Annotated in this window: 14 protein-coding genes and 1 riboswitch; of the genes, 1 reads left to right on the plus strand and 13 read right to left on the minus strand. The window is 32.5% G+C overall.

Annotated elements, in window-relative coordinates; genetic code table 11:
- Positions 1 to 49: 49 nt before the first annotated feature.
- Positions 50 to 790: a YoaK family protein gene (locus tag BUB42_RS06720; RefSeq protein WP_073018449.1), complete on the plus strand. Its 741-nt coding sequence runs from the start codon at positions 50 to 52 to the stop codon at positions 788 to 790.
- Here BUB42_RS06720 and BUB42_RS06725 read toward each other — a convergent pair.
- The 13 genes from BUB42_RS06725 to lpxD all read right to left on the minus strand — a co-directional run bounded on the left by BUB42_RS06725 (position 783) and on the right by lpxD (position 14,246).
- Positions 783 to 1,697, minus strand: a complete 915-nt coding sequence (locus tag BUB42_RS06725) for a YeiH family protein (RefSeq protein WP_396177673.1) — start codon at positions 1,695 to 1,697, stop codon at positions 783 to 785. The genes BUB42_RS06720 and BUB42_RS06725 overlap by 8 nt on opposite strands.
- Positions 1,698 to 1,830: 133 nt before the next feature.
- Positions 1,831 to 2,727, minus strand: a complete 897-nt coding sequence (locus BUB42_RS06730; RefSeq protein ID WP_073018453.1) for a LysR family transcriptional regulator — start codon at positions 2,725 to 2,727, stop codon at positions 1,831 to 1,833.
- Between the two features lie 17 nt (positions 2,728 to 2,744).
- Positions 2,745 to 4,772, minus strand: coding sequence for a hypothetical protein (locus BUB42_RS06735; RefSeq protein WP_073018455.1), 2,028 nt, complete (start codon positions 4,770 to 4,772; stop codon positions 2,745 to 2,747).
- A 69-nt stretch (positions 4,773 to 4,841) separates the two neighbouring features.
- Positions 4,842 to 5,588 carry a 3-oxoacyl-[acyl-carrier-protein] reductase gene (gene fabG, locus BUB42_RS06740; protein WP_073018457.1) on the minus strand — a complete coding sequence of 249 codons (747 nt, stop codon included), beginning with the start codon at positions 5,586 to 5,588 and terminating at the stop codon, positions 4,842 to 4,844.
- Positions 5,589 to 5,774: 186 nt separating this feature from the next.
- Complete coding sequence (locus BUB42_RS06745; protein ID WP_073018459.1) at positions 5,775 to 7,097, minus strand: Na+/H+ antiporter NhaC family protein; 1,323 nt, start codon at positions 7,095 to 7,097, stop codon at positions 5,775 to 5,777.
- A 55-nt stretch (positions 7,098 to 7,152) separates the two neighbouring features.
- Positions 7,153 to 7,249: riboswitch (SAM-I-IV-variant riboswitch) on the minus strand.
- A 112-nt stretch (positions 7,250 to 7,361) separates the two neighbouring features.
- Complete coding sequence (locus BUB42_RS06750; RefSeq protein WP_073018461.1) at positions 7,362 to 7,784, minus strand: hypothetical protein; 423 nt, start codon at positions 7,782 to 7,784, stop codon at positions 7,362 to 7,364.
- Between the two features lie 147 nt (positions 7,785 to 7,931).
- Complete coding sequence (sucD, locus tag BUB42_RS06755) at positions 7,932 to 8,804, minus strand: succinate--CoA ligase subunit alpha (RefSeq protein ID WP_073018463.1); 873 nt, start codon at positions 8,802 to 8,804, stop codon at positions 7,932 to 7,934.
- 95 nt (positions 8,805 to 8,899) lie between these two features.
- Entirely contained in the window at positions 8,900 to 9,262 is a 363-nt protein-coding gene (locus BUB42_RS06760; protein WP_073018465.1) for a hypothetical protein, read from the minus strand.
- Position 9,263: 1 nt separating this feature from the next.
- Entirely contained in the window at positions 9,264 to 10,193 is a 930-nt protein-coding gene (locus BUB42_RS06765) for a UDP-3-O-(3-hydroxymyristoyl)glucosamine N-acyltransferase (protein ID WP_073018467.1), read from the minus strand.
- A gap of 76 nt (positions 10,194 to 10,269) precedes the next feature.
- On the minus strand, positions 10,270 to 10,836 hold the full coding sequence (gene efp, locus BUB42_RS06770; RefSeq protein ID WP_073018469.1) for an elongation factor P: 567 nt from the start codon (positions 10,834 to 10,836) through the stop codon (positions 10,270 to 10,272).
- A gap of 130 nt (positions 10,837 to 10,966) precedes the next feature.
- Positions 10,967 to 11,752, minus strand: coding sequence for an acyl-ACP--UDP-N-acetylglucosamine O-acyltransferase (gene lpxA, locus BUB42_RS06775; protein ID WP_073018471.1), 786 nt, complete (start codon positions 11,750 to 11,752; stop codon positions 10,967 to 10,969).
- A gap of 69 nt (positions 11,753 to 11,821) precedes the next feature.
- Entirely contained in the window at positions 11,822 to 13,210 is a 1,389-nt protein-coding gene (locus tag BUB42_RS06780) for a bifunctional UDP-3-O-[3-hydroxymyristoyl] N-acetylglucosamine deacetylase/3-hydroxyacyl-ACP dehydratase (protein ID WP_073018781.1), read from the minus strand.
- Positions 13,203 to 14,246 carry a UDP-3-O-(3-hydroxymyristoyl)glucosamine N-acyltransferase gene (lpxD, locus tag BUB42_RS06785; RefSeq protein ID WP_073018482.1) on the minus strand — a complete coding sequence of 348 codons (1,044 nt, stop codon included), beginning with the start codon at positions 14,244 to 14,246 and terminating at the stop codon, positions 13,203 to 13,205. Before lpxD ends, BUB42_RS06780 begins: the two co-directional genes overlap by 8 nt.
- Positions 14,247 to 14,356 lie beyond the last annotated feature (110 nt).

Genomic DNA, 14,356 nt, shown 5'->3' on the forward strand with positions numbered 1-14,356 from the left:
GAAAAAAAACCGTTTAAGATTCTGTTAATTAACTAAGAAAATAAGCACTATGTTTCGACATCAAGGAAAAAACAGAACTTTTATCCACAACCTACAGCTAGCAGCTATATTGTCATTAGTAGCCGGAATTGTTAATATCACTGGTGTTTTGTCGATACAAACATTAACTACAAATGTAACAGGTCATTTTGCCTTTTTTGCCGAGGAAGTTATGAAACGAGATTATACCGCAGCGATCACTTTTTTACTATTGATTCTTTTCTTTCTTTTTGGAGCATTTATTTCAAATTTTCTAGCCGAATTAATTTATAAAAAACGGACTAATTTATCTCATGTAATTCCCATTTCGCTTGAAATGATAATTTTATTTAGCGTTGGTTATTTTGGTTCTCAAACTCAATTGTCAAGTCTCGAGGGAAAATGGATCGCTTTTTCAATGCTTTTTGCAATGGGGATGCAAAATGCTATGGTTACAAAAATCTCTCAATCAATCGTAAGAACGACACATTTAACGGGTCTCTTTACCGATCTAGGAATTGAATTATCGCAATTATTTTTTTATAAAAAAATTGAAGAAAAGAAAAAATTAAAATCAAGTATTTACCTTCGATTATCAATCATAATTTTCTTTTTTCTTGGGTGTTTTTTAGGTGGTTTTGTGTATCATGTATTAGAAATGAAAACACTTTTTGTTGCAGTTGCATTTCTTTTGATAGCACTTTTATATGACTATATCCGATTAAAATTTTATATTATCAAACGTAAAACACTGCGCTACAATACTAAGTAAAGTACAGTATCGAATATAATGCGGCAGTAGATATAAAAAGCCACAGTAAAAAACCTTGAAAAAGTGGTTTAAAACCAACTGATTTTAGCGCTGTGAAATTCAACCCAGCTCCTATTAAAAACAAAGTGAGCGTCAATCCTATTTTAGCAATTGTAACTAAAAAAGGCGAAATAAGAGCGACTTGCAAAACGTAAGTATTCATAAGCATTGCCAAAATAAATAATCCAATAAAATAGGGAATTTTTATTCTTGTAGATCTATTCTTAAAAATAAACGATGTTAATAAAGCAACGGGAACAATCCATAAAGCTCGAGCTAGCTTTACAGTTGTCGCAATTTGAAGTGCTTCAGCACCATATTTATTGGCTGCACCTACTACTGAACTTGTGTCGTGAATAGCAATGGCGCACCACAAACCAAATTGTTGTTGTGACATCTCTAACCAATGACCTATTGCTGGAAATAAAAATAAAGCAATCGAATTCAGAATAAATATTACTCCAAGCGCAACAGAAGTTTGCTTTTCATTTGATTCAATAACCGGAGCGATTGCCGCAATAGCACTCCCGCCGCAAATGGCAGTTCCACAAGAAATTAAATGGGAGGTTTTCTTTTCAATATCCAACCACTTTCCAAGAAAAAAACCTAAAATCAATGTACAAAATATAGATAAAATTGTAAATAAAAATCCCTGCTTCCCTGCCGACATGGCGGCATTAATATTCATTCCAAAACCTAGTCCCACAACCGAAAATTGCAGTAAAACATTTGTAATTTTATAATTGTATTGTAAGAACGGATGTCCAGAAATATTTGCTACCAGTAAACCAAGCAGCAAAGCTATCGGTGGAGAAACATATCCCGAAAGACAAAATAGAATTAGTAATAAAAAAATTATTTTTTTAATCGTTGGTCGATTAGAAAAACTGGGATTGTATTTTTTATGTGTTAAATGACGATTTTTCAAAATAGCTGATTGTGCATTACTCTACAAAGATCTTGCGTATATACAACTTTTAAAAATCATAAAAAATAATCTGTTATAACTTTAAGTTATAATAGTTAAAAATGTTTTTAAGAAACAAATCGGAAAGCGCGTCTTGTTTTCCTTGCAGACTTATAATATAAAAATAACGTTCAATGCTAAGATTTTGAACATCTAAAATCGTCAGCTCTTTATTTTTTAATTCTTTTTCAATCGAATGAATCGATAAAAAAGCTACACAATCAGAATTTAATAAATACGATTTTATACTCTCAGTACTGCCAAGTTGCATTTCAATATTCAAATTTGAAAATTTTATTCCAAAAGGCTTCAATGCATGTTCAATAACTTCAAGTGTTCCAGATCCTTGTTCTCGGATTAGAAAATTCATCTTTATTAGATCCTCGTGAGTAACATAATCTAGTTTTGTTAAAAAGTGAGCGCTATTGCAAACTAAAACTAACTCATCCTTTATAAACTCAGTATATTTAATCGATTTATTTTTTGACTGACCTTCTACAATGCCTATTTCAATTTCCTGTTTGATTAATGCACTTTCAATTTGCTCGGTATTGCCGTTCAATAAATTAACCTTTACCTCTTTTAATTTGTTATGGAAAAGAGCAAGAAGTGGCGGAATTATATATTGAGATATTGTTGTGCTCGCTCCCACTCGCAACAATCCAACACGCTCATCAATCAGCGCACTCATATCAAAATCTATTTTACGATAGTATTCAAAAATGCTTTTTGTGTGTTCTAATAATACTTCTCCCGCAGAGGTAAGTAAAATTTTAGAACCATTTCTTTCAAAAAGTTTTATTTTATATTGCTCTTCTAACTCTTTTATATGCTTTGAAATCGCAGGTTGTGTTATAAATAGTTCAGTTGCAGCTTTGGTAAAACTCAACCTATTTGCCACTGTATAAAACACCTTTAGTCTAAAATCCATATTTCACTTGTATTACATTAAAATAATCCGTTGTATTTTCGAACAAACCACTCCGTTACTAACGCTATCGAAATTAATATTAGTAAGTAGATCCAATCAATTAAAGGAGTTTTAGAAACAATATCTTTCTGAATTGCTTTATAATCATCATTTTCCAAAAGTACTTTTACCAAAGCATCAATTTGATCAGGATAAAACTCTTTGCCTTTTGTGTGTGATGCTAATTGCGACAATTTTTCTACATCGGGATTAATAAATTGTTTTTCGATATCAAAATCAAGAATTTCAAAACTACTGGAATAGGTAGAATTTGAATTTAATTCTTTTACTGAAAATTTATAAGAACCTGCTATTAATCCATCAAGGTTGACTTTGTAAATATTGTTTCCTTTTAATAAATCGTAATCCTTAATTTCCTTTGTTTTACTATTTGTTAATCTAATAGTCAAACGAGCTTTTTCGTCAAATTCATAGTTTTTATTAAAATATTTAGCTGTAATTTCAATCGCGTCTCCAAAATTATAAAAGCGATCATGTTCCACTACCAGTGATTGTTTAGTATTTTTACTAGCTAAAAACTGAATTATTTTATCAATAAAAATATCAAATTTTTCAAATGATTGATTGTTAACGTGCGTTTGTAGTCGCCACTTCCAACTGTTTTCACCCAAAAGATAAGCAGCTCGACTACCTTGATTTTCTGTGAATGCTAATATTGGTGCTCTAGTTTCTATGTTTCTAATTTTAGAAGAAAGTAAAACCGATACATCATCTTTTATATTTATAGTTCCGAAAGTATTTTGCAAAGGAGGAAAATTTTCAAACCCAATATTTTCAGCACTAAATAAATTAAACTGCGTATTAAAAACGGACAAATAATCTTCTTTTCCACCGCTCATTTTAAAGATAAAATTATTTTGTTGTTGGTTCAAAAAATTAAAATCAGTGCTATTGCCCGTTATTACAAAAGTATTGATTCTTAATTTTTTGTTAGTATCAAAAATAGTTTTAAAATCAGTTGTGGGTTGGTATAAAATAAGAACATTGTAATCTTGTAGCGATTTAATTTCAGTTGGCTTAACAATTGTGACTTTACGCTGTACATTAGATTCAATCGCTCTTTTTAGAGCTCCCAGATCAGGATGACTAATTGAGGAAATTATGGCAATATTGGTCTTTTGGTCTATTACTTCTACCGCAAAATTTTTGGTATTATTGAAAATGTTTTTTTCTTTTTCTCGAGATGAAATACTAGCTTTAAATACCTGTAAACCGATCTTTTCAGCGGGCAAGAGTACATTTACAGTTGCTGTTTTTCTCGAAGGCGAAAAAGCGATTGATTGTTTACTGATAACTGAATTACCTTGCGAAATTATAAAATCAGCTGTAATGTTTTTAGTGCCAGAGTAATTTAAAAAGGCTTCAACTGGGAATTTGTTTTTGTGAAACGCATATTTGTTTACATTGAGTTGATTGATTTTAAAATCTAAAAAAGTAGTTGTATCACCTACTATTACCGGATACACCTTTTTATCATCGTCAAAACTATAGACATAATCATTTCCCGAGGTTTGATTTCCATCAGTAATCAAAATCGTTGGATAGATTTGGTTTTTATAAATACTTTTTAAACTTGTAGCAACTACATCTATATTAGACTGAATTCCGTTAAAATTAAATGTGTCTGAAGGTTCAAAATCTGATGAAAACTGATACGATTGCACGTTAAATTTCTGTTGTAGATCTTTATTGGATTGTAATTTTTTAAATATTTCTACTATTTTTTCTTCGGATTTTAAAAATGCAATCGAAGTCGAATTATCTACAACAAGAGGCAACGGTGTTTTTACTATCTCCAGCGTTTTCGTGGTTATTATTGGATTTATTAATAACAATAAAATGCAAAAAATGGATAAAAAACGTAAAAAAGCCAAAAACCAACCGACTTTCGATTTGTTTTTGGCTTTATAAATATATTGAAAATATGAAAAACTCCCAGCTATTAGTAAAGAAACAAGTAATAATAGTATGTTGTTTGTGGTCATAGTATGGTAGTATTCGATAATCAATTTAGTTTGTCAATAGCTACTGTAAACTAAATACTAATCACTTTTTTAAGTAAGCATTCCACCACACACATTCATTACTTGTCCTGTTATGTACGCACTCATATCGGAAGCGAAGAAAAGACAAGCATTAGCAACATCTTCTGTTGTTCCACCGCGTTTCAACGGGATTCCGTCTCTCCATCCTTTAACAACATCTTCATTCAATTTTGCAGTCATTTCAGTTTCAATAAAGCCTGGCGCAATTACATTGCAACGAATGTTACGAGATCCGAGTTCTAAAGCAACTGATTTAGAAAAACCAATAACACCAGCTTTTGATGCTGCATAATTAGTTTGTCCAGCGTTTCCTTTTACACCCACAACTGAACTCATATTGATAATAGATCCAGAACGCTGCTTCAAAAAAGTACGTTGAATCGCTTTAGTCATGTTAAAAACTGATTTCAAGTTTACATCCATTACTTTATCAAAATCTTCTTCAGACATACGCATGAGCAAGTTGTCCTTAGTAATTCCAGCATTGTTTATCAATATATCCACGGTTCCAAATTCAGCAATAACGGCATCGACAAACGTTTGAGCTTCATTAAAATCAGCAGCATTTGATTGATATCCTTTTGCCTTAATTCCAAGAGCGTTTAATTCATTTTCTAATGCAACGGCTGATTCTACTGATGAGCTGTATGTAAAAGCAACATTTGCTCCATGTTTTGCAAAAACTTGCGCAATTCCTTTCCCTATTCCTCGGCTAGCGCCTGTTATAATGGCAACTTTTCCTTCTAGTAATTTCATATTCAAAAATTAATTTATTTTTTATTTGGAGCTATTCCTGCTATCCATTGCAATCTTTTCTATTTTTAAAGAAAAAATAGAAAAGGATTTCCATTGCTATCAGGGCTAAAAACTAATTGTCAAATATATAATAATTCCTTTCTTAAAAAAAATTTCACTTTCAATAAAAAGCATAAAACTTCCTTTTTAGATGCTAAAAAATCTTTTTACTAATTTATCCCAAAACGAACTATAAATTGCAACTAATGTGAACCCCAATAAGAATAAATGATACCAAGCATTGCTAATCAAATCAACAAAATCTAATTTTCCATTTGCAAAACTTAAAATAAGTAAAACTTGAGCGCCATAAGGCAAAACACCTTGAATTATACACGAAAAAATATCAAGAATTGCAGCTGTTTTTTTTGGACTTAAATCATACTCATCATTAATTTCTTTCGCAATAGGTCCTGTAATTACTATCGACACGGTGTTATTGGCTATAGCCAAATTCGTGAAACCAACCAAAGCACCAATTCCAGCTTGTGCAGATTTCTTACTTTTTATCAATTTTTTTATTTGAACTAATAAATATGTTATTCCACCAGCTTTATCAACCATAGCTGCTAATCCGCCAGTAAGCATGGACAATAGAAAGATATCAGTCATGCTAATAAAACCTTCATAAATTTTTTGTGTAAATTCGATTATTGTAAACGAACCACCAACATACCCAATAATTCCCGCCAATATTGTACCTATAATAAGGGTCGAAAAAACATTGATACCTGCAACTGCTAAAATTATAACAAGAACATAAGGGACAATAGCAATCCATGAAAAATCATTTTTTTCAATGGCGATAGCAATAATATCTGAATTGAGTCCTAAATAAAAGAAAACTAAAATTGTTAGTACTGCCGCTGGAAATGCAATGAACAAGTTAATTTTGAATTTATCTTTCAAATCACATCCTAATGATTGCGTAGCTGCAATTGTAGTATCTGAAATCATAGACAAATTATCGCCAAGCATGGATCCACCCAATAAAGCACCTGAAATTAATGGTAATGAAGCACCACTTTTATCGGCAAGAGAAACAGCAATAGGTCCAATAGCCACGATGGCGCCAACCGAAGTTCCCGTAGCAGTAGATAAAAAAGAGGCAATCAAGAAAATTCCCAATGGAAAATAAGCGACATCAATTGTATTGATTCCAAGGTTTACCACTGCATCAACGCCTCCCATAGCTTTACTAACGACCGCAAAAGCTCCAGCTAATAAATAGATCAAGCACATGGTCATAATTTTGCTTTCACCACAACCTGCTATTAAGGTTTCCACTTTTTCATCTGTAGATGATTTGTACAATAAAAAAGCAGCAATGATACCAATTAAAACAGCTACTGGAGATGGAAAAGCGTAAAAATCATTGAGTACAATTCCGGCTCCTAAAAAAGTAAAAATAAAAACAAACAACGGAATTAACGCAAATGGATTTCCGGTTTCTTTTGAAAAATTAGTCATAAAATTAATTTAGAATTAAAAGTTATGACGAAAAACAAAGCTAATAATGGGAATGTAAAACAACATTTTTTCCAAAGAATTTGGCTTATCGTTTTAGCACCTTGCTTGTTGCTGCAGGTTGCTATCCTATTACAGGATTCGTGATAACGGGTGCAAAAGTAATTAATATTTTATGAAAAACACAATAGGATAACTTCTTTTTTCATTTTAGTCAAAAAAAGCCTTACCGAAGTAAAGCTTTTTATTTTATATGTAATAAATAGCTTAAAAAGCTACATTCCATTTAGGTAATCTTCCGTTTTCATCTAAGAAATTTTGTAAAATTTGTCCTTCTACAGCTGTTGGAATCCCTTTAGAATCCGAATTAAAAGTCTCGTACCAAATCACTTCAAGTGCAGTGATATCTTCAATTTTCATTTGAGCTGGCCAAGTATATTTTCTTCCTGTTTTTGCAAATTGATGTCCTTCAACGATCTTGTCTCTAAGACCACCATTTTTAATTTTTAAAGTACCATCATTTTGTACTGTACCAGTTGAACCCACCATGATGAGTTCTTTTACATCTGCGACTGCATAAACTAGAAAAACACCAGATCCTTCTGATGCATTGCAAACTTCTGCAAGACTATCTTCTGTAGTGAACGAAAACTGATTGGTAACTTTAAATTTTTTTAACTCTTTGTACATACTTATTATTTTTGCCACAAAGGCACAGAGGCACAAAGTGAATTTTATTACTGATTTCCGTTTATTAGTAAAAAGAAACGGCTTAACTTTTAACTAAAAAATACCTCACAAAGCCATGAGGTATTTAATTTTATTTTTTTAGATGGATTAACCTAAAACTTCTTTTACTTTTTTACCAATTTCAGCTGGTGAATCCACAACATGAATTCCACATTCTCTCATGATTTGTTTTTTAGCTTCAGCTGTATCGTCAGATCCACCTACAATTGCACCTGCATGTCCCATTGTACGTCCTGGAGGAGCAGTAACTCCTGCAATGAAACCTACAACTGGCTTACGATTACCATCTGCTTTGATCCAATGAGCAGCATCAGCCTCTAATTGTCCGCCTATTTCACCTATCATTACGATACATTCTGTTTCTGGATCGTTCATCAATAATTCTACTGCCTCTTTTGTAGTTGTTCCAATGATTGGATCTCCACCAATACCTATTGCAGTAGTGATTCCTAATCCTTGTTTTACCACTTGGTCAGCTGCTTCGTAAGTTAATGTTCCTGATTTAGAAACGATTCCAATAGTTCCTTTTTTGAAAACAAAACCTGGCATAATACCAACTTTAGCTTCACCCGGGGTAATAATTCCAGGACAATTAGGACCTATCAATCTTGCATTTCTTTCTTTCACATAACTGTTAGCTTTTATCATGTCAGCAACTGGAATTCCTTCTGTAATTGCAATAATTACTTTTATACCAGCATCAGCAGCTTCCATAATGGCGTCAGCAGCAAAAGCAGGTGGTACAAAAATGATAGTGGTATCAGCTCCCGCTTGTTCTACAGCATCTTTTACAGTATTAAAAACTGGTCTATCTAAGTGACTAGTTCCACCTTTTCCAGGAGTAACACCACCAACAACGTTAGTACCGTACTCGATCATTTGAGAAGCATGGAAAGTTCCTTCACTTCCTGTAAAACCTTGAACAATTATTTTGGAATCTTTATTAACTAAAACACTCATGATATATTATTTTATGTAGTTTTTAAAATTGTGTGACAAAAGTATAAAATAGAAAGCACTAAATGGTATTCACTAATCAGTTTTTTACTTTAAAATTAGGACAATTGACTCATTTGGTAACCGCGAAATAATTTGCCTTCTTTTATTTGCCAAATAGTAATAAAATGCGCCAACAACATTTCCTCCCTTGGATTCTCAATCGTTTTGACGAAATGGGAATAACGAATAGAGACTAGATCATTTTCAGCAACTATATGACTAATTCTAACTTTCGAGCGCACGTACGCTTTACTTAGTTCAATAGATAAATCGATTAAAGTATTATAGTTTAATTCGACAAAACCTTTGCTACTATTCCACTCCACAATAATATCTGGATGTAGATATTCCTTTAAAACTGTGCTATCAATTAAAGCATCTGATTTATAGAATTTCTCAACAATTTGCTTAGCAGACATATTATTTAATTTTATTTAAAATTTCTGGAATCTTTTTTATATTCGCCAGTTGCTTTAATTTTTCTCTTGATTCTTCTATTGGTGTCCCAAAGTAAGATTTGCCGCCTTCAACAGATTTTGTAACTCCTGTTTGACCTAATATTACTGCCTTTGCTCCTATTGTTATTCCACTTGTTGTTCCTACTTGTCCCCAAATGGTGACCTCGTCTTCAATGATTACACATCCTGCAATTCCAGTTTGTGAAGCAATCAAACATTTTTTTCCAATAACAGTATCGTGTCCTACATGTACTTGATTGTCAATTTTTGTTCCTTCACCAATTGTTGTATCGCCAGTAACTCCTTTATCAATTGTACAAAGTGCTCCAATTCCGACATTGTTTTCAATAACCACTCTTCCTCCGGAAAGTAATTGATCATATCCTTCAGGGCGTTTTTTATAATAAAATGCATCGCCACCTAATACAGTTCCTGCGTGAATTATTACATTGTCACCAATTATCGTATGATCATAAATAGCAACGTTTGAATGTATCAAACAGTTTTTTCCAATCACAACATGGTTTCCTATAAATGTGTTGGGTTGAATAATTGTCCCCTCTCCAATAATTGCGGATGGAGCTATTGATACACTCGAAAATTGAAATGGCTTAAAAAAATGAGTCAATTTATTGAAATCTCTAAAAGGATCATCAGAAATTAATAGTGCTTTTCCATCCGGACAATCAACACTTTTATTAATTAAAATAATAGTTGCTGCTGATTGCAACGCTTTATCGTAATATTTTGGATGATCTACAAACACAATATCGCCAGACTCCACAACATGAATCTCGTTCATTCCTGTTACTGGGAAATTATTATCACCAACATATTCACAGCTGATAATGGCTGCTATTTCTTTTAAAGAATAACCTTTTGGGAATTTCATACTATTATTTAGAAAAAGTTTGAATTAGAAAATATGAAAATTTGATAATTATCACATTTTCTAATTATCAAATTATTTATTCTTTTACACGCTCCATGTAAGATCCTGATGCAGTATCAATTTTAATTTTGTCCCCTTCATTAATAAATAAAGGAACATTTACGGTTGCACCAGTTTCAACAGTTGCTGATTTAGTAGCATTAGTAGCAGTATTTCCTTTAATTCCCGGCTCAGCATACGTGACTTCAAGTATCACTGATGCTGGCATGTCTACTGAAAGTGGTAAATCAGTTTCTGTATTGATGCTTACCATAACATTTTCGCCTTCTTTTAATAAATCAGGTGAATCCAAAATATTTTTATTCAAAGTAATTTGCTCAAAAGTTTCTGTATTCATAAAATGAAAATCATTTCCTTCTGGATATAAAAACTGAAATTTATGATTTTCAACTCGTACTTCCTCAATTTTATGACCTGCCGAAAAGGTATTGTCTAATACTTTCCCGTTAGTCAAACTTCTCAATTTTGTTCTAACAAAAGCTGGACCTTTGCCCGGTTTTACATGAAGAAATTCTATGATTTTGTATATATCATTGTTATACTTGATGCACAATCCGTTTTTAATATCTGATGTTGATGCCATTTTATTGTTTATTTTTTTATTCCCTCCCAAACCTCGCCAAAGAAAAGGATTGAAAGCGGAAGTTGTTATTTAATTTATTGTTATTTATTTTTTCTCGTTCACTCCCCTTTCTGGAGAGCTATGGTGTAAATTAATAATTCCCTGAGTAACCTTTCATTACTCCTCTCGATGAATTTCTTATAAAATCGATTATTTCATCTCTTTCTGGAGTTGCTTCCATTTCTCCTTCTATAATTCCTAGAGCTTGAGTGGTATTATAATTTTTTTGGTATAAAATGCGGTATATTCCTTGAATTTCTCTAATTTTTTCCGATGAAAACCCACGTCTTCTTAGTCCAACTGAATTTATTCCTACATAAGAAAGCGGTTCTTTTGCTGCTTTAGTAAAAGGGGGTACATCTTTTCTTAAAAGTGAACCACCAGAAATCATGGCATGATCTCCTATACTTATAAATTGATGCACAGCCGAAAGTCCTCCAATTATTGCATAGTTTCCTACTGTAACATGACCGCCTAATAAAACTCCATTAACAATAATTACGTTGTTACCAATGTGGCAATCATGCGCAATATGTGCCGTTGCCATTACAAGACAATTATTACCTAAAGTTGTTTGACCGGATGCAATAGTTCCTCTATTTATTGTAACACATTCTCTTATAGTACAATTATCACCAATTATTGCCAAAGAATCTTCTCCACCAAATTTTAAATCCTGCGGAACTGCAGCTATTACAGCACCTGGAAAAATATTACAATTTTTTCCTATTCTTGCGCCTTCCATTATTGTGACATTAGATCCAATCCAAGTTCCATCGCCAATAACAACATTATTGTGAATTGTAGTAAATGGCTCAATGACTACATTTTTAGCGATTTTGGCGCCTGGATGCACATAGGCTAGTGGTTGATTCATTTTTTTTTGTTTAACCGATTAAATGTTTAACCGATTAATCGAATAATCGATTAATCAAATTATCAAAAATTATTGTTTTCTTGCAATTTGCGCCATCAATTCTGCTTCAGCAACGAGTTTTCCATTTGCATAAGCATTTGCTTGCATGTGACAAATTCCTCTTCTTATTGGAGTAATCAAATCACATTTAAATATTAATGTATCACCTGGTAAAACTTTTTGTTTGAATTTGACATTGTCAATCTTCATGAAATAAGTGAGATAATTTTCGGGATCTGGGACTGTACTTAAAACTAAAATTCCTCCAGTTTGTGCCATTGCTTCCACTATTATAACTCCTGGCATTACTGGCGCCTCAGGAAAATGTCCCACAAAGAAATTCTCATTCATCGTAACATTTTTCATCCCTACAACGTGACTTTCGGACATTTCAATAATTCGATCTATAAATAAAAATGGAGGTCTGTGCGGTAGTACAGACATTATTTTATGAATATCCATCAGCGGTTCCAAATTCAAATCAAAAACAGGTACAAAATTCCTTTGTTCAATTTTTATGATTTTAGCCATTTTTTTGGCAAACTGCGTATTAACGAAATGACCTGGTTTGTTGGCAATAACTTTTCCTTGTATTTTTGTCCCAATTAAAGCTAGATCGCCTACTACATCCAGTAATTTATGTCTCGCTGCTTCGTTAGGATAATGCAAAGTTAGATTGTCTAAAATCCCGTTAGATTTTACTGTAATTTCGTCTTTGCCAAAAGCGACTTTTAAATTCTCCATAGTTGAAGCAGAAATTTCCTTATCTACGTAAACTATAGCATTATTTAAATCACCTCCTTTTATTAATCCTTCTTCTAATAAAAACTCTAATTCATGAAGAAAACTGAAAGTTCTCGATTCTGATATTTCAGCTTTAAAATCGGCAATGCTTTTCATATTAGCATTTTGAGTTCCTAATATTTTTGTGCCAAAATCTACCATAGCAGTTACGCAATAATGATCACTAGGCATCACTAAAATTTCACTGCCCGAAGCTTCATCAGTAAAAGAAATAACTTCTTTCACTACATAAACATTTCGTTTTGCATTCTGTTCTACAAAGCCAGCTGTTTCAAGGGCTTCTACAAAGTATTTAGAAGAACCATCCATAATAGGAAGTTCTGAGGCATTCAATTCTATAATTATATTATCAACATCACAACCTACTAGAGCTGCTAAAACATGCTCTGGCGTTTGAATTTTAACCCCTAATTTTTCTAAATTGGTTCCTCTTTGTGTGTTTACCACATAGTTTGCATCTGCCTCAATAATTGGAGTTCCTTCTAGATCTATTCGAACAAAAGTAAAACCATTGTTTACTGGAGCAGGTTTAAAAGTCATTTTGACTTCTTTACCCGTATGCAGTCCAACACCAGTTAACGAAATTTCTGTTTTGATGGTCTTCTGTTTAACCATTGTTTCCATTTTTTTGGTTTAAAATTTGTTTTTTTAACTCTTTTATTTCTGCCACAATTTTAGATAAGTTTTTAAAATGAACAAATGATTTGCTAAAATCATTATATCCAAAGGCAGGACTTCCTTGTATTATTTCATTGTCTTTTACATTTCTACCGACACCTGATTGCGCTTGAATACGAACATTATCACCTATTATTAAATGACCTACTATTCCTACCTGGCCTCCAATCATCCCATTTTTTCCAATTTTTGTTGAACCGGCAACACCAGTTTGCGCTGCAATCACTGTATTTTCGCCTATTTCAACATTATGGGCAATTTGGATTTGGTTGTCTAATTTTACACCTTTTCTAATAATTGTAGATCCCATTGTCGCTCTATCAATTGTGGTGCAAGAGCCTATGTCAACATCATCCTCGATCACTACATTTCCAATCTGTGGAATTTTTGTGTACGATCCATCGGCATTTGGCGCGAAGCCAAAACCATCTGAACCAATTATTGCCCCTGAATGAATAGTACAATTATTTCCAATGATTGTTTCCGAATAGATCTTTGCTCCTGAAAATAAAATTACATTATCACCAATGACTACGTTATCTCCAACAAAGCAATTAGGATAAATTTTTACATTTTTTCCAATTGTAACGTTATCGCTAATATAACTAAAACTTCCTAAATAAAGATTTTCTCCGTGCTTAACACTAGGTGAGAGGAATGAAGCCTGCTCTACTCCGCTTTTACTGTGCTTTACTTCATTGTAATATTCCAATAATTTTGAAAACGCTGCATATGCATCGGCAACTTTAATCAATGTAGTAGTTATTTTGTGTTCTGGGATAAAACTATCATTTACAATTGTTACTGATGCTTTTGTAGTATATATGTAATTTAAATATTTAGGATTTGATAAAAAAGTAAGTGATCCCTCAGAGCCCTCTTCGATTTTTGACAATCTGCAAACTTCGATCATTGGATTTCCAACAACTTCCCCCGACAAGATTCCTGCTATTTGTTCGGCTGTAAATTTCATCTTATCTGATTTAATTTTTTATCGAAATAAGATAAGGCATTAAAAAATGTCTTGGTGCTATTCAAAAAAAATGTATTTGTTCTTTCCATTGCGACAAAAATATAAAAAAA

It is taken from the genome of Flavobacterium micromati, from assembly GCF_900129585.1.
Taxonomy (GTDB): domain Bacteria; phylum Bacteroidota; class Bacteroidia; order Flavobacteriales; family Flavobacteriaceae; genus Flavobacterium; species Flavobacterium micromati.